Here is an 18631-nt window from a genome sequence, read left to right on the forward strand (position 1 = left end):
TATGAGTCGAATTTTTTATTTATTTTTTTTTATAGCAATCACCGTTTTTACTTCATGTAAAAAAGAGAAAACATTAGAAAATAATAAAGTATTAAAAAGAGGGCTTATTACTAATAATGCCATGGTGGTTTCTGCACGTGCTGAAGCTTCTAAAATAGGCAGCAACATTCTTAAAAAAGGTGGCAATGCTTTTGATGCTATGGCCGCAACCCATTTAGCTTTGGCAGTAGCCTATCCATACGCGGGAAACATTGGAGGTGGCGGATTCATGGTGTATAGAAAATCTAATGGCGAAACTGGTGCATTAGATTTTAGAGAAAAAGCACCATTGGCAGCGACAAAAGACATGTATTTAGATGAGAACGGTGATGTAATTCCTGGAAAAAGTACTTTGGGAGCCATGTCTGTTGGAGTACCAGGGTCTGTTGCTGGGGTGTTTGCTGTTCATGAAAAAATGGGTAGTCTACCAATTGAAGGCATAATAACGCCATCTATTGAATTAGCCAAGAAAGGTGTTATAGTAACAGAAAAACAGGAAAAAATGATTGTTAAATATATGCCCGGTTTTAATAAAGCTAACAAAGATTCGATATTATTTCAAAAGTATTGGAAAGCAAAAGACACTATCAAGTATGTAGCATTGGCAGAAACCTTAACTCGAATAATGAAACATGGGAAGGATGAGTTTTACAAAGGAGAAACTGCTAAAATTCTAGCAAAGTTCATACAAGATAATGGTGGGGTTTTAACAGAAGAAGATTTGAATAAGTACGAAGTCAAATGGCGTAAACCAACAAGTTTTAATTATGATGACTTGAGTATTATTTCTATGCCTCCTCCATCAAGCGGAGGTATATGTTTGGCACAAATACTAAAAATGATAGAGCCTTATCCATTGCATGAGTATGGCCATAACTCTTTAAAAGCAATTCAATTAATAACCGAAGCTGAACGTCGTGCTTATGCAGATAGAAGCTTTTATTTAGGCGACCCAGATTTTGTTTATATCCCAATTGAAGAATTAATAAGTGAAACATATTTAAGTGGTAGAATGAATTCTTTCACATTTGAAAGTGCAACGTTGTCAAGTAACGTCTCACACGGAAATGTTGAAGTTATTGAAAGTGATGAAACCACCCATTACTCTATTGTTGATACTTTTGGAAATACCGTTTCTGTTACTACAACTATTAATGGTGCTTATGGTTCAAAATTATATTGTTCAGAGTTAGGTTTTTTTTTAAATAATGAAATGGACGATTTTAGTAGTAAGCCTGGGGTTCCAAATATGTTTGGTGTAACTGGTGGTAAAGCTAATAGCATCTTACCTGAAAAACGTATGCTAAGTTCTATGACGCCTACCATAGTAGAAAAAAACGGGAACTTATTTATGTCTGTTGGTACACCAGGTGGCTCCACAATTATTACTTCTGTCCTGCAAACTATTTTAAATGTTCATGAATATAATATGACCATGCAAGAAGCGGTTGATGCGCCTCGTTTTCATCATCAATGGCTTCCAGATGAGATAAGAATGGAACCAAATTCTTTCGATAAAAAGATTATCACAGAATTAGAAAAATTAGGGTATTCTGTAAACGAATCTCGCTCTCCTGTTATTGGCAAGGTCGACGGAATACTTGTTTTAGATGACCAAACGTTAGAGGGTGGTGCAGATCGTCGAGGTGATGATACGGCTGTCGGTTTTTAAGATTTTTACTTCTTTTAGTGCTTTCTAGTTAGTAATTTAGCTATAAGTAGATACCATTTTTTAGATTGAAATCTACAGCATTACTATAATGAGGTTTAAAAAAATAATTAAAATATCTATTGGGGTAATTATATTTTTTACGCTACCAAGCCTATTACTTTATGGCTTTGTATATTTTAAATATAACGAAGAATTACCAACAGGTTTGCAAGGAGACAAAGCAGATGCTCTTGCATACAAGATGTTGAATGCATTAGATTATGAAGCCTTTGAAAATACCGATTACATAGAATGGACCTTTAAAAAGAGACGTCATTATAAATGGTATAAAAATGAGAATAATTGCGATGTCCATTGGAAAGACTATAAAGTCAATATAAATCTTAAGGACGCTTCACTTAATAAAGCCTATGTCCATGGATTCATCATAGAAGGAGATGTAGGTGAAGAACTTATAGAGAAAGCTGTTAAATATTTTAAAAATGATTCTTTTTGGCTAGTAGCCCCCTATAATGTTTTTGATGAAGGAGCTGAAAGGCGTTTGGTAAAAAACCAAGGACTTTTGGTAACTTATAAAGAGGAAAATGCCAAAACCCAAAATTCGTATTTATGGTTGTTAGATGAAGAAGGCAAACCAAATGCCGTTAAAATGTGGACACCACTCCTACCTATAAATGGTCTTGAAGCTTCTTGGACCGATTGGATAATTACCGAAAGTGGTGCACAATTACCCACAAACCACAGATTTATTTTTAGCAACTTAGGAATCCAAAACTTAAAAACAAGTTTATAGAATTTCCCTTATTTTATTTGGAACGTTGCCCAACGAAATTATGGCTCTTCGATTTAAACAGCACGTTAAAGCTAGTTAAACTGCCGTATATTCTTGTAATATATTGCTGTAAATCTATCTTACCTTGTTCATCTAAATCACTAGAATTGATACGTTGTTCCATAACACGCAACCTATCACGAACCATTGTTATTTTATGAAAAAAGGTATCAATTGGTAACTCATAAGATTTCAAACTCGTATCTGCTGGTTCAAAAATAATTTTACCGCCTTTATATTTATCTGCAATGGGTACAATCTCACTTGCATCACTCCACTTTTTTAAAATTTTAACCAGACTGCTTTCAACTTCAAAAAAGCTAACAGCATCAACGTCGCCATCTGCTGCTTCAATAACTTCAAAATCACTATCTATATCTATAGTTTCCAGTCCAGTTTCAATAAAAGTTACCCAATAATGTTGCGATGTTACATTAGTAACTACTCCTTTTCCGTATTCAGAATGATTAATTCTAGAACTTATACCTAATAATTTCATCTATCAAATTTTACTAATTATTTACAAGTATAATAAATCTGAGATTAATCTTCACAAGAATTTAACATCTAAAATTGTACCTTTGCAACTTTGCATTTTATGAGCCACTTTGAAGAACATATTGAAGTAAAAGGTGCTAGAGTTCACAACCTTAAAAACATCGATGTATCCATACCTAGAGAAAAACTTGTAGTTATTACAGGGCTTTCAGGTAGTGGTAAATCATCATTGGCTTTCGATACAATTTATGCTGAAGGTCAACGTCGTTATATAGAGACTTTTTCGGCATATGCACGACAATTTTTAGGTGGTTTAGAACGTCCAGATGTCGATAAAATTGATGGCCTTTCTCCAGTAATTGCCATTGAGCAAAAAACGACAAGTAAATCGCCCAGATCTACAGTTGGTACAATTACAGAGATTTACGATTTTTTGCGCTTGCTTTTTGCTAGAGCAAGTGATGCTTATAGCTATAACACTGGAAAAAAAATGGTTAGTTATACCGATGAGCAAATTAAAAACTTAATTCTCGAAAATTTTAAGGATAAGCGCATAAATATATTAGCGCCTGTTATTCGTTCTAGAAAGGGACATTATAGAGAGTTATTCGAACAGATTGCGAAACAAGGTTTTGTTAAGGTAAGAACAGATGGTGAAATTCGAGATATTGTAAAAGGCATGCGCCTTGATCGCTACAAAACTCATGATGTAGAAATTGTTATAGACAGGCTCGTTGTAAATAAGGCTGTAGATAATGATAAAAGACTAAGCGAAAGTATTAATACAGCCATGTATCATGGTGAAGATGTCTTGTTAATAATAGATCAAGACACTAACGAAACTCGCTATTTTAGTAGAAGTTTAATGTGTCCTACTTCGGGAATATCTTATCCTAATCCAGAACCCAATAATTTTTCTTTCAATTCCCCAAAGGGTGCATGCGATGCTTGTAATGGTATTGGCGAATTATACCAAGTAAACGAAAACAAGATTGTTCCTGATGATAGCATTTCTATAAATGCTGGGGCTTTGGCACCACATGGCCCTGCAAAGAACAGCTGGATATTTAAACAATTTGAAACCATTTCTCAAAGGTTTAATTTTAAATTAACCGATGCTTATAAGGATATTCCACAAGAGGCAAAAGAAATGATTTTATATGGGGGTAATGAAAAATTTTCCATTGAAAGCAAAGTTTTAGGTGTTACTAGAGATTATAAAATTGATTTTGAAGGTGTTGCTAATTTTATCGAAAATCAGTACAAAACAGCAGAATCTACTTCATTAAAGCGTTGGGCAAAGGATTATATGGACAAAATTAAATGTCCTAAATGCGAAGGATCTAGACTAAAAAAGGAGTCGCTTTATTTCAAAATAAATAATAAAAATATAGCTGAATTGGCTAATATGGATATTGTTGAAATAGCGGAATGGTTTAAAGATTTACATAAACATTTATCTGAAAAGCAGTTAAAAATTGCTGAAGAAATAATAAAAGAAATAAAATCGCGCCTTCAGTTTTTATTAGATGTTGGCCTCGATTATCTAGCTTTAAATAGAAGTTCTAAATCCTTATCTGGTGGCGAAGCACAGCGCATTAGACTCGCAACTCAAATTGGATCACAATTAGTAGGCGTGTTATATATTTTAGACGAACCTAGCATAGGATTGCATCAACGAGATAATGAAAAATTAATTAATTCATTAGTTTCTCTTCGAGATATTGGTAACTCTGTTATTGTTGTAGAACATGACAAAGACATGATTGAACGGGCAGACTATGTTATTGATATTGGTCCAAAAGCAGGTAAACATGGTGGAGAAATCATCAGTATTGGTAATCCTGATGAATTAAAAACTCAAAATACCTTAACAGCAGATTATCTAAATGGTTCTAAAAAAATAGAAGTACCTAAAAAAAGAAGATCTGGTAATGGCAAAAAATTAACTCTAAAAGGATGTACTGGTAATAATCTAAAAAACATTTCGGTTGAACTTCCTTTAGGTAAAATGATTGGTGTTACTGGTGTTTCTGGTAGTGGCAAGTCTACATTAATTAACGAAACGCTTTACCCTATTCTTAATGCACATTACTTTAACGGTGTAAAGAAACCAATGCCATATAAAAGTATAAAAGGCTTAGAACATATAGACAAAGTTATTGATATTAATCAATCGCCAATAGGCAGAACCCCTAGAAGTAACCCCGCTACTTATACAGGTACTTTTAGTGAAATAAGAGCTTTATTTGCTAAAATTCCAGAAGCAATGATTCGTGGTTATAAAGCTGGAAGATTTAGCTTTAATGTTGCAGGCGGTCGCTGCGAAACATGTAAAGGAGGTGGTTTAAGAGTTATTGAAATGAATTTTCTTCCAGATGTCTATGTAGAATGTGAAACCTGTCAAGGAAAACGATTTAATAGAGAAACCTTAGAAATTAGATATAAAGGAAAGAGTATTAGCGATGTTCTTAATATGACCATTAATGAAGCCGTGTCTTTCTTTGAACATATTCCTAAGATATACAAGAAACTAAAAACAATAAAAGATGTTGGTTTAGGTTATATTACTCTCGGGCAACAAAGCACTACCCTTTCTGGAGGTGAAGCACAGCGAATAAAGCTCGCTACAGAACTAAGTAAGCGCGATACAGGTAATACCTTCTATATTCTAGATGAACCAACTACGGGACTTCACTTCGAAGATATTAGGGTACTCATGATAGTTTTAAACAAACTAGTTGACAAAGGAAATACCGTTCTTATAATAGAACATAATCTTGATGTTATTAAAACGGTAGATTACATAATTGATATAGGATATGAAGGCGGCAAAAATGGCGGAGAAATAATAGTGGAAGGAACACCAGAAACAATTATAAAGCACAAAAAAAGCTATACAGCCAAATTCCTCAAAAAAGAATTAAATTAATAATAAAAAAAGGTATATGAGAAAAGAGCAGCACCACAAAGGATGGAATCAAATTAAGACAAACGATTCATGGGCAATTTTCAAAATCATGGGAGAGTTTGTTAATGGATTTGAAAAGATGAGTAAAATTGGTCCTTGTGTTTCTATTTTCGGATCTGCAAGAACAAAACCAGATAACGAATACTACAAATTAGCTGAAAAAATAGCTAAAGGCATTGTTGAAGCTGGATACGGAGTTATAACTGGTGGTGGTCCAGGTATTATGGAAGCTGGAAATAAAGGAGCCCATTTAGGCGGAGGAACTTCAGTTGGCTTAAATATTGAACTACCTTTTGAACAGCATGACAACCCTTATATCGACCATGATAAGAGTTTAGATTTTGATTATTTCTTCGTTAGAAAAGTTATGTTTGTTAAATATTCTCAAGGGTTTGTTGTTATGCCTGGAGGCTTTGGAACATTAGATGAACTTTTTGAAGCAATTACACTTATACAAACCCATAAAATTGAAAAATTCCCAATTATTCTAGTTGGAACTTCTTTTTGGGAAGGTCTTTTAGACTGGGTAAAATCTACACTTTTAGATAAGTTTTCTAACATTAGTGCAAAAGATCTTGATTTAATTCATTTGGTGGATACCAAAGAAGAAGTAATTACAATTTTAGATGCCTTCTATAAAGAATCAAGGTTAAGTCCAAATTTCTAAACCTAATACCTTTTGTCGATAAATTAATATACAGATTTTGTGTATGTTGAATTATTAGTAGAGTTAAAAAACATATTTCATTATATTGCGTCGCTTGAAAAAAATTATCACTTAACTTCAAATAAATTGAAACTCAAACTTATAGCATTATCTGTATGCTTCTTAATGGTATTACAAACTTTTAGTCAAAATAAAATTGACTTAAAAGCCGATTTTGATATTTCTAATAAGGAAATAACTATTTCTCAATCTATTACTTATACCAACGAGACGCAAGATGAGTTAAAAATTATTTATTTGAACGATTGGAACAATAGTTATGCAACTAAAAAAACACCACTAGCTATACGTATTGCCGATGAATATGTAAACGATTTTCATTTAGCAAAAAACGAAGATCGTGGGTATTCTGTAATCACTTCTATTAAACAAAATAAAAAGGATGTTCGATACGAACAAGTAAAAAATCAAATTGATGTTATAAAAGTGGTTTTAAATACGCCATTAAAACCAAATCAATCTTACACATTAGAACTAAATTACATAGTAAAGATTCCGAGTAATAAATTCACAAATTATGGAATAACGAAAGAAGGTGATGTTAATTTAAGATATTGGTTTATTACTCCAGCTATTTACAATGGCAAATGGCGCTTTTACAGCAATAAAAATTTAGATGATTTATTCATTCCAAAAGCAGACTTAAGTTTAGAAATTAAGTATCCAAATGGTTATTATGTAACATCAGATTTAGATTTAACTGATGTTTCTGAACATACTAACAATCAAACAATTAAACTAGAGGGAAAGGATAGAATTAATAACCGAATTTATTTTAATAAAGAGAAGATATTTAATACCGTTGCTTCTGAGGGTTTATCAATCACTTCTAGTATAGATGACGAAGGATTAGAACTTATGAATAAGGTTTTAATTACAGATAAAATTAAAACGTTTTTAGAAGAAAATTTTGGAAAATATCCTCATAAAAAATTAGTAGTTAGCGAGATTGATTATAATAAAGATCCTGTTTACGGACTTAACCTGTTACCAGATTTTATAAAGCCATATCCAAGTAATTTTGAATACGAATTAAAGCTACTAAAAGTAATTGTTCATAATTATTTAGAGAATACTTTATTAATAAATCCTAGAGAAGAACAGTGGTTATTAGACGGAATACATATTTTTTATTTAATGAAATATATTGATGAACATTATCCTAACATGAAATTCCTAGGGTCTATAGCCGATATTTGGGGAGTGCGTTCATTTCATGCAGCAGATATGACATTTAACGATAAATATGTTTTCGCATACATGTCTATGGCAAGAACAAATAGAGACCAACCACTAACAATGGCGAAAGATTCTTTATTGAAGTTCAATAAAAATATTGCAAATAAATATAAGGCTGGTGTAGGTTTCAAATATCTTGATGATTTTATAAATTCAGATATTCTAGAAAATTCTATTGAATCCTTTTTAGTAAATAACAAGCTGCAAAATGTTACTGGGAAAGATTTTGAGTCCTACTTAAAAACCAAAACTTCAAAAAGCATTGATTGGTTTTTTACTGATTATCTAAGTACTCGAAAAAAAATCGATTTTAAAATTAAAGATGTACATAAAACAGAAGATTCGGTTACCTTAACAATTAGAAATAAACGCGAAAATAACATGCCCATTTCTTTGTATGCATTAAAAAATGATAGCATTGTATCTAAAACTTGGGTTGAAAACATCAATGAAAATAAAACAATTACAATTCCAAGAAATGGTGCTAATAAGTTGGTACTAAACTATGATAAAATTATCCCAGAATACAATCTTCGAGATAATTGGAAATCATTAAAAGGTTTTTTCTTTAACAATAAGCCATTACAATTTAGGTTAATAAAAGACATTGAAGACCCTTATTACAATCAAGTCTTTTTAATGCCAATTGTTGAATTTAATAATATTTACGATGGACTAACATTGGGGGCAAGAGCATATAACACAACACTTCTAAGAAAACGCTTTAACTATAAAATAGCACCTAAATATTCTTTAAAATCAAGGTCTCTAACAGGTGGTGCTTCAGTAATTATGACTCATTTTTTCGAGGATAGTAATCTTTTTGCCATTAAATATGGTATTGGAACCAGTTATACTTCATATGCTGAAGATTTGTTTGTTCGACAAATTAAGCCAACTATAAGCTTTTCATTTCGACAAAATGATGACTTTAGGTCTAATAAAAGACAATCTATAATCTTAAGATATCTAGATATAAATCGTGATGAAGATCCTAATGATTTATTAAATGAAACCGAGCCAAATTATAGTGTATTTAATGCCAGATATATTCATTCTAACGATAACCTTATCAACTTTAGTAAATGGTATGCAGACTTTCAAGTAGCTAAAACTTTTAGTAAAGTATCCTTTAATTATGAATACAGAAAACTTTTCGAGAGTAATCGTCAACTTAATTTACGTTTTTTTGCAGGTACTTTTCTTAGCAATAAAAGCGATGTAGGCTCAGATTATTTTAGTTTCGCTCTAGATAGACCAACCGATTATTTATTCGATTATGCTTACCTAGGAAGGTCTGAAAATTCAGGAATTTTTAGCCAACAATATATTGATGCAGAAGGTGGTTTTAAATCTAAATTAGATACGCCATTTGCCAATCAATGGATAACCACTTTAAATACAAGTACCACATTGTGGAAATATATACTTGCCTATGGCGACATTGGTTTAGTAAAAAACAAATTTAACGATCCCCATTTTGTTTATGACTCTGGAATTAGAGTAAACTTAGTAACAGATTATTTTGAAATCTATTTCCCAATTTATTCTAATCTTGGCTGGGAAATGGGCCAACCGCATTACGACGAGAAAATAAGATTTAAATTTACAGTAGATCCACAATCATTACTTGGACTCTTCAGAAGGCGCTGGTATTAAATGTTAAAATATTGAATAATATCACGCATATTATTCAATATTTGTGATAATATTAAATATATTCGAATAAAATGTTGTTTTTTTATCATATTCGCAAATACTTATAGTATTCTTTAATTGCAAAACACATAAAATTTAACTAAATTTGCACGGCTTCAACCCTATACTATGCAAATAATTCCCGATTTAAAAAATAACATATCATTTGAAGATTTTAAAGCTGAAGTTTTAAATGATTATGCCATTGCAGTACGAAGTCGCGAATGTAGTTTGCTTGGAAGAAGAGAAGTACTTACTGGAAAAGCGAAATTTGGCATATTTGGCGATGGGAAAGAGGTTCCGCAACTTGCCATGGCTAAAGCATTTCAAAAGGGAGATTGGCGTTCTGGCTACTATCGAGACCAAACGTTTATGATGGCAATTGATGCATTTACTGTTAACCAATTTTTTGCAGGCTTATATGCTAATACAGATTTGGAACTAGAACCAATGTCTGCAGGACGACAAATGGGCGGTCATTTTGTAACCCATAGTCTCGATGAAAAAGGTAATTGGAAAGATCTTACTAAGCAATATAATTCAAGTGCAGATATATCCCCTACTGCAGCTCAAATGCCGCGTTTATTAGGTCTTGCACAGGCATCAAAAATTTATCGCCATTTAAATGAAATAGACAGCACAAAATTTTCTGTAAATGGAAATGAAGTAGCTTGGGGTACTATTGGTAATGCTAGTACAAGTGAAGGTTTGTTTTTTGAAACCATAAATGCAGCTGGTGTTTTACAAGTACCAATGGTTATAAGTGTTTGGGATGATGAGTACGGTATTTCTGTACACGCAAAACATCAAACAACTAAAGAGAACATCTCGGAAATATTAAAAGGCTTCCAACGAGATAAAGACAATAAGGGTTATGAAATTTTACGTGTAAAAGGTTGGGATTACCCAAATCTAATAGAAACATATCAAGAAGCAGCTGCTATAGCCAGAGAAGAGCATGTGCCCGTTTTAATTCATGTTCAAGAACTTACACAACCACAAGGTCATTCAACTTCTGGATCGCACGAACGCTATAAAAGTAAAGAGCGATTAGATTGGGAGGCAGACCACGATTGCAATAAAAAAATGCGCGAGTGGATTATAGAAAGTGGCATAGCAAGTAATGAGTCTTTATTAGAGCTTGAACGATCTATCAAGCGAGAAGTTCGTGAAGCCAAAAAAAACACATGGGATGTTTTTTTAAAGCCTATTAGAAAAGAGCATAAAGAGTTAATAACCATACTTGAAAATGTAATTCCTAATAGTTCTAATGGTGTTTTCATATCTAAACTAAAAGATAGTTTATCCAAAATTAATGAGCCTACAAGAAAAGATATTTTATCGCATGCTAGAAAAGCACTAAGGTTTATGATTGGTGATACTTCAAAAGAAAAAGATATTTTATCCAATTGGATTACTACAAACATTAAAGAGAGTCAACCAAAATTTAGTTCTCACTTATATATCGAATCAGATAGATCTGCCTTATTTATAAAAGAAGTAAAAGCAACTTATAATGATGATGCAAGTCAAGTAGATGGAAGAATTATTATAAGAGATAATTTTGATGCCATTTTTAACAATTATCCAGAAGCTTTAATTTTTGGAGAAGACACTGGAAATATAGGAGATGTTAATCAAGGTCTAGAAGGTTTACAAGAAAAATACGGAGAACTACGCATCGCAGATACAGGTATAAGAGAAGCAACAATTGTAGGTCAGGGAATTGGGATGGCATTACGAGGCTTACGTCCAATTGCAGAAATTCAATATTTAGATTATGTCCTATATGCTTTACAGATTATAAGTGATGATTTAGCAACACTTCAATACAGAACCAAAGGAAAGCAAAAAGCACCATTAATTTTAAGAACCCGAGGTCACAGATTAGAGGGTATATGGCATTCTGGCTCACCTATGGGAGGTATTCTCAATTTAGTTAGAGGTATATGTGTGTTAGTGCCTAGAAACATGACTAAAGCAGCCGGTTTTTATAATACACTTTTACTTAGTGATGATCCAGCATTAGTAATTGAATGTCTAAACGGATATAGGCTAAAAGAAAAAATGCCAAATAACCTTAGTGAAATAAAAACACCAATTGGTGTTGTAGAAACCATAAAAAAAGGAACAGATATTACATTAGTATCATACGGATCTACGCTACGCATCGTTATGGAAACAGCCAAGGAATTATTGGCAATTGGCATAGATGCAGAAGTTATAGATGTACAATCATTATTACCATTTGATTTAAATCATGATATTGTTAAAAGCATAGCTAAGACTAATAATGTTATGATTATTGATGAAGATGTTCCTGGAGGTGCCTCTGCTTATATTTTAAATGAAATCCTAAACGTTCAAAGTGGTTATCAATATTTAGATAGTCAGCCTAAAACATTAACTGCCAAAGCTCACAGACCAGCTTACGGCAATGATGGGGATTATTTCTCCAAACCATCTGCAGAAGATATTTTTGAAGCCGTGTACGATGTCATGCACGAATTGAATCCTATTGATTTTCCAAAGTTGCGATAAGAATATTTTTAATTTTTGGTTGTTAGCTTCTTTTAATCCTTTACATTACAAGTTTTAATTTTTATATATTTATAAAAAACAATTTAAAGAATATGAAAAATTTGTTTGATTACGGATTATTATTACTTAGAGTTGGCATAGGCGGGTTAATGCTTACCCACGGTATTCCAAAAATATCAAAGCTCGCAGAAAGTCCCATTAAATTTCCTGACCCCATAGGTTTAGGTTCTACAACCTCTTTAATTTTAACCTTAATTGGCGAAGTAGTCGCTCCAATTTTAATTATAATTGGTTTAAAAACAAAGTTTGCCTCTATTCCAGCTGCCATAACAATGTTTGTTGCATTTTTTATAGTACATGCCAGCGATCCAATAGGTAAAAAAGAAAAGGCATTACTCTATTTAATTTGTTTTCTTGTTATATTTCTAACAGGTGCTGGGAAATATTCCTTAGATGGTCTACTTAATAAAAAGAAATACTAGGACAACTCTTAAATAATATTTTGTTCCATAAAAAGTTTTTCTAAATATTAAGAATCTATTTTTATAGATATCCTTCATATGTTTTCTTAAACTTCATAAAAAACATTCAAACCTTTTATAATAAATTTATTTAATGAAAGCTGTTTCTGTAACTACAATCAAAAAAGAATTACAACATTATTCTCAAAACGATCTTTTAACGCTTTGTCTACGGCTCTCTACATTTAAAAAAGAAAATAAAGAACTCCTCACCTATTTGCTCTTCGAATCACATGATGAGCAAGGTTATATAACTTCTATAAAAAACCATGTTGATGATCAATTTGAATTAATAAACACTAAAAGTTATTTCTACATCAGAAAAAGCGTTCGTAAAATACTTAAAGAAATAAAAAAATTTACGAGGTATTCCAAACAAAAAGAAACTGAGGTTGAGCTTCTGCTATATTTCTGTCAAAAGCTAAAAGATTTTCGCCCTAGTATTAATAAAAGTCAGCAATTAGTTAACTCATACCAACGACAGCTAGTACTAGCAAAAAAAATTGTAGCATCATTGCATGAGGATTTGCAGTATGATTATAGCTTGTTAATTGAGGAGCTTGAGTTTTAATATATCCACATAAATTAAGAATCATTATTATTAAGGCTTTATCAAGAATATCATACAAGAATTTATAAATTTGTCATTCTTGAAAAAGGCTTAGATAAATAGATGATTAACATTCATAAAAAAACATTACAAGATTTAGAATTTCATACAGTTTTGCAACAAGTTAGCGAACTATGTATAACACCCTTAGGAAATGAAAGAGCATTAGAAATTTATCCGTATAAAACTAAGGAAGAACTTCATATTGCTCTTAAATTAACTAATGAATATGTATCATCGTTTTATAATGATAATCGAATACCAAATCATGGATTCGATACTATCTCCAAAGAATTAAAACTCTTAAATATTGAAAACACCTTTCTAGAAATTCATGGTTTAAAGAAAATTGTGGCCATGTCTATAAGTGTAAACGCCATAGTTACTTTTTTAAAAAAGTTTGAAGAGTATTACCCAAGTCTAAACGATTTCGCTTCACATATAGAAGTTACAAAAGTAATTATAGAAAAAGTAGATGCTATAGTTGATAGATTTGGAGATATTAAAGATAACGCATCAAGCTTACTTTTTGAGCTAAGACAATCTATTAACCGCATAAAAGGCAAAATAAACCAAAGTTTTTCTTCTGCCTTAAATATGTATCATAATCTTGAATATTTAGACGATATTCGAGAAACCGTAGTAGACAACAAGCGTGTATTGGCTGTAAAAGCTATGTATAGACGTAAGGTAAAAGGCGCCATCATGGGTGGTAGTAAAACTGGAAGCATTGTATATATCGAACCAGAAACAACCTTACAGCATACAAGAGAACTCAATAATTTAGAGTATGAAGAACAGGAAGAGATTACAAGAATTTTAAAGGAAGTAACCAACTATATTCGTCCGTTTTTGCCATTATTAAAAGACTATCAAGATTTTTTAATCAATCTAGACGTAATTTCAGCAAAAGCCAAGTATGCCAAATCTATGAATGGGATTCTTCCAGAAATCTCTGAAGACAAAAGCATGTTGCTTCGTGATGCCTTTCACCCACTACTCTATTTAAATAATTTAGAAAAGAAAGAAAAAACATTTCCGCAGACTATAGAACTAAAACAAGACAAGCGAATCATTGTTATTTCGGGTCCCAATGCAGGCGGAAAAAGTATTACTTTAAAAACGGTTGGTTTATTGCAAGTCATGTTACAAAGTGGTATGCTAATTCCAGTACACGAGCGTAGTACAGCTTGTTTGTTTGATCGTATTTTAAGTGATATAGGTGACAACCAATCCATAGAAAACCATTTAAGCACTTATAGTTATAGGCTAAAACAAATGAATTACTTCTTAAAGAAATGCAATAAGAATACACTTTTCCTTATTGATGAATTCGGTACTGGAAGTGATCCTGAATTGGGAGGTGCTTTGGCTGAAACGTTTTTAGAAGAATTCTATCATCGTGAAGCATTCGGTATTATAACCACGCATTATTCAAACTTAAAAATATTAGCTAACGAATTACCAAATATGCTCAATGCCAATATGTTATTTGATGAGCGTACTTTAGAGCCACTTTTTAAACTCGTTATTGGTCAAGCTGGAAGTAGTTTTACATTTGAAGTTGCCCAGAAAAATGGCATTCCATACAGTTTAATAAACCGTGCTAAAAAGAAGATTGAACGCAGTAAAGTTAGGTTTGATGCTACTATTGCTAAACTTCAAAAAGAGCGCTCTCGATTAGAAAAAACGGGGCAATCACTAAAACTAAACGAAAAGAAAAAAATTGAAGAAGCCGATAAACTAGAGGAAATAAACACTAAAATTCAAAAGAAACTAGAAAGCTATCAGGAATTATACGATAGTAACCAACGTTTAATTTATTTAGGTCAAAAAGTAAATGATATTGCAGAAACCTATTTTGAAAACAAGCGTAAACGCGAATTAATGGCAGAGTTATTCAAGTTGGTACAAATTGAAAACTCTAAACGAAAAAAAGTTTCAGCAAAGCAGAAGAAAGTTCAAAAAGCTAAAGAACAGCAGGTAAAACAAGAAGCTGAAAAGAAAGTAAACGTTATACGTAAAAAGAAAAAGGCTGAAAAGAAAAAAGCTATTGAAACACCTAAACCTAAACCCGTTTTAAAAATTGGTGATCGTGTTAGACTTGAAGACGGTCGTGCTGTTGGTAGCATTGATAAAATTGAAAAAAACAAAGCCACAGTTAACTATGGCTTGTTTACTACAAATGTAAGTTTGGAACAACTCGAATTAGTTGAGGCTAAAAAATTATAACTGCTATTTTTTCATAATTTTATAGGTCTTAGCGTTAGATTGTGAATATAATCTAATCATATAGAAACCATCGCTTAGCGCACTTAAATCTACTTTGCTTTCAATATCCAGTATCGCTTTTATTTTTTTTCCAGACAGATCATATATATCCATATTGTAATTATCACCTTTTAAACCTTTAATATTTAAAATAGAGGTCACCGGATTAGGATATATTGAAACTTCATCTAAAATATTAGAATTAGTACTTAGCGTAGCTTCCTCAAAAGAAATAGCATCTACAAAACCCCTATCTAAACCGCTGCTACCACTAGCATCTTTAATATATAACCATTCAATAGTATTTGTATTCTCTGTAAATTCAATAGTTTTTGTAATCCAGCCAGATTCTCCAGAGATTTGCTCATCAAGAACACCATTTACAAAAACTTGTAAATAATCACTTGCTGCAGATGATACGCGCCATTTAAAAGTTACACTACTTTTATTACTAACCGTTGTTTTTATAATTGAAGATTGATTATTACCAATAGTCCCAGAAGCAGCGCAATCTACACCATCGCTAGACCAATTACCCGTTGCACCCCAAAAAGGTCTATCACTACCTAAAGTTGAAAAAGATTCTGATGAGTTTTCTACAGCAAGATCAAGAAGCGTTACTGCATACCTGTAAGTATAGGTTATATTCATATTGAAATTACTATTTCCAACATTACCTGTTTTTGTAGTTAGGCTGCTTTCATCTGGATTCGACAAGTTGAATGATTTTGATATATTAGTTAAACAATCATCACTGTTTAATCCAGTGTCATAGGTACATCTATTTCCATTATCATCTTCCCAAGCTCGGATGCGCCAAGTAATTTGTGTTGCTGTATTAGTTTTAGATCTTAAACCACTACTTTGAGTAAGGGATGTAGAGCCATTTACAGTTTTCTGTTTGCACCCCGTCGAGGCTTCCGTAGTGTTAATGTTATCTTTAGCGTAACCATACCAGGTATATTCTTCGTCCCCGACTTCACTAGTACAGCTATTGGAATTAGCTACAAACTTGGTAACCCAAGTTTGATGAAAAATATTTTGTGCGAAAATGCATGATGTAAATAAGCACAAGTAAATTATTAAAGTATATTTTGTTTTCATTTTATTATTTTTTAAAGTGAATAATAACAGCCAACACCAAGTTGTTGAATCTACAACTTTAGGTGCCAGCTGTATCTTTACTAACTCAAACTATCAATTTACTTAACTCTAAGGACATCGTAGTAAACGCGTACTTCATGGTTTGCCATCTCATCAAAATTTAAACGATGTGTATAATCTAAACCTCCTGGACGATTTTTATTAATATCCTTTAAATAAACTTTTAAAGTTCTTGATCCTAGATTATCATTACCAAATGCATCCTTATCTTTTAAACTACCAGATAGGTAAACATAATCTGTATCGTAATTAGGTCTGTAAAGTGTAAATGTTTCAGAATCATTCACTGGATGAGGAGATCCCTTATCAATTTTAAGATTATTACTTTCTGTCCTACTCCAACTTACATCCGTTGCGTTAGTATTACTTTTCACATAGCTTCCTCCCTGGTTCATTCTTCCTTTAGCATTGCCATGTACTTCTAAATGACTACCCTCTGTTCCACCTGGCGTATCGATTGTAGAAATGCGAATTAGAGTAATTTTAAACTGTGGATAGGCCAAATCGCATGATCTAATAGTATACTCACTAGACAATACAACTTTAGCAATAGGAAAATCTTTTCTAATATACCTTAAAGTATACCCCAAGGGTAGCCCAGGTGAATCTGCAGAATAATCGCCTCCGTTGGTAATATATTCAAACACACCAGCAGGTCCTGAAACTACATTAGCCGCATCACCACCAGAGCCACCAATTACTAATGCCTTAACTATGGAGCTACTCCAAAACGTATCGTACTCACCATTTCCACCTGCCGATCCGCCGTTGAAAGCAGCACTAAATGCAGCATTAGTTTCAGTTAATTCTGAGTCTGTTTCTACACTATAGATTAGCATACGACCATACTTTACCGATGACACAATTACGGGGCTGGTAGAATCTAAATCTGGGACATCTGTAAATAAAGATCCTGGACTATTATTTGGCGGTAAAGTTAAATCAATAGTATAATAGATTTGTAAGTACTTTACAACGTAACGATACTTTTTTGTAGTCTTACTAAAATCAAAAGAAGCAGACACACTATTTTTTCCTTTTGAATAACTAGCTCCTAAGGCTACACTCAAATGTTCTTGAGAATAAACCTCCTCTGTTGTAAAGTTAATTTTGGCTGGAGTAGATCCTGTAACACCTTGTTGTAGCATGTCTTTCACACTCTCTCTAACTGTATCTATTCGTGGATTATCTATAGTCGTTGAAGGCTTTCCATTTAAGTTTTCTAGTGATACGGATAATGTAATTGGTGCTCTCCCACCATTTATACCAATATATTCGCCAGTTGGTATTGATTCTCCTTTTAACATAGCACCAGGATAAATAACATCACTAGTAGGGTCTAGAAGTAACATTTCACTGTAACCTGGTGCCACTTTGTAATTTTTTACAACACACTCCAAAGTGTTATCTTCTGTGTCTCTTTCTGGTGTTCCAGTACCCTCTAAACTTGTTTCCGATTCTTCGGGTTGGTTAAAATTTGACAAGCTAGCCAGAAAATTATTAATTTCTGCTAATTTATCTTCAGATACTGGAGCTTCACCTCCATCATCTACACTGTCACTACTACAACCAAAAAAGGCAAATAGTATGACTAATAAAGTTAGTCCTAAATTAATAGGGGTAATTGTCAATAGCTTTGTTTTCATGATAAATATTTTTTGTGATTCAACATCTCAAAACTAGAAAGCAATGACCCTGAAAACTAATTTTTGGTATGGACAAAGTATGGACACCTTATACTAAAACTACCCAAACACCCCATGGACATTATATAAATATCAATGATCCCGTTCAACCATAAGATACTAATTAACAGCTATATAGACATTATTACATGTGGCAAAAAAG

The 18631-nt window shown here is 32.5% G+C and carries 12 protein-coding genes; 9 read left to right on the plus strand and 3 right to left on the minus strand.

Features of this window, described 5'->3' with window-relative positions; all coding sequences use genetic code 11:
* Position 1 precedes the first annotated feature (1 nt).
* Both ggt and Q0739_RS07020 read left to right on the plus strand, forming a co-directional pair.
* Complete coding sequence (gene ggt / locus Q0739_RS07015; protein WP_298238001.1) at positions 2-1711, plus strand: gamma-glutamyltransferase; 1710 nt, start codon at positions 2-4, stop codon at positions 1709-1711.
* 88 nt (positions 1712-1799) lie between these two features.
* On the plus strand, positions 1800-2504 hold the full coding sequence (locus tag Q0739_RS07020) for a hypothetical protein (RefSeq protein WP_298238002.1): 705 nt from the start codon (positions 1800-1802) through the stop codon (positions 2502-2504).
* Between the two features lie 13 nt (positions 2505-2517).
* Here the strand turns inward: Q0739_RS07020 and Q0739_RS07025 are convergent, their stop codons facing one another.
* A complete protein-coding gene (locus tag Q0739_RS07025; protein ID WP_298238003.1) occupies positions 2518-3042 on the minus strand; it encodes a hypothetical protein in 525 nt (174 codons plus the stop codon).
* A gap of 99 nt (positions 3043-3141) precedes the next feature.
* Between Q0739_RS07025 and uvrA the strand changes: the two genes are divergently transcribed.
* From uvrA to Q0739_RS07060, 7 genes are all read left to right on the plus strand, one after another.
* Complete coding sequence (gene uvrA / locus Q0739_RS07030) at positions 3142-5973, plus strand: excinuclease ABC subunit UvrA (protein ID WP_298238004.1); 2832 nt, start codon at positions 3142-3144, stop codon at positions 5971-5973.
* A 16-nt stretch (positions 5974-5989) separates the two neighbouring features.
* Entirely contained in the window at positions 5990-6679 is a 690-nt protein-coding gene (locus Q0739_RS07035) for a TIGR00730 family Rossman fold protein (RefSeq protein ID WP_298238005.1), read from the plus strand.
* Positions 6680-6805: 126 nt separating this feature from the next.
* Positions 6806-9637: a metalloprotease gene (locus Q0739_RS07040; RefSeq protein WP_298238006.1), complete on the plus strand. Its 2832-nt coding sequence runs from the start codon at positions 6806-6808 to the stop codon at positions 9635-9637.
* A 168-nt stretch (positions 9638-9805) separates the two neighbouring features.
* Positions 9806-12217: an alpha-ketoacid dehydrogenase subunit alpha/beta gene (locus Q0739_RS07045; RefSeq protein WP_298238007.1), complete on the plus strand. Its 2412-nt coding sequence runs from the start codon at positions 9806-9808 to the stop codon at positions 12215-12217.
* A gap of 92 nt (positions 12218-12309) precedes the next feature.
* Positions 12310-12699, plus strand: a complete 390-nt coding sequence (locus Q0739_RS07050) for a DoxX family protein (protein WP_298238008.1) — start codon at positions 12310-12312, stop codon at positions 12697-12699.
* 133 nt (positions 12700-12832) lie between these two features.
* Positions 12833-13309 carry a hypothetical protein gene (locus Q0739_RS07055; RefSeq protein ID WP_298238009.1) on the plus strand — a complete coding sequence of 159 codons (477 nt, stop codon included), beginning with the start codon at positions 12833-12835 and terminating at the stop codon, positions 13307-13309.
* A gap of 102 nt (positions 13310-13411) precedes the next feature.
* A complete protein-coding gene (locus tag Q0739_RS07060) occupies positions 13412-15580 on the plus strand; it encodes a DNA mismatch repair protein MutS (protein WP_298238010.1) in 2169 nt (722 codons plus the stop codon).
* Between the two features lie 3 nt (positions 15581-15583).
* On the opposite strand, the gene Q0739_RS07065 is transcribed toward Q0739_RS07060, so the two are convergent.
* Entirely contained in the window at positions 15584-16723 is a 1140-nt protein-coding gene (locus tag Q0739_RS07065; RefSeq protein WP_298238011.1) for a T9SS type A sorting domain-containing protein, read from the minus strand.
* 98 nt (positions 16724-16821) lie between these two features.
* Positions 16822-18429: a thiol-activated cytolysin family protein gene (locus Q0739_RS07070; RefSeq protein WP_298238012.1), complete on the minus strand. Its 1608-nt coding sequence runs from the start codon at positions 18427-18429 to the stop codon at positions 16822-16824.
* Between the last annotated feature and the right edge of the window lie 202 nt (positions 18430-18631).

Origin of the sequence: uncultured Algibacter sp., assembly GCF_947487605.1 — a bacterium.
In the GTDB taxonomy this organism is placed as follows: domain Bacteria; phylum Bacteroidota; class Bacteroidia; order Flavobacteriales; family Flavobacteriaceae; genus Algibacter_D.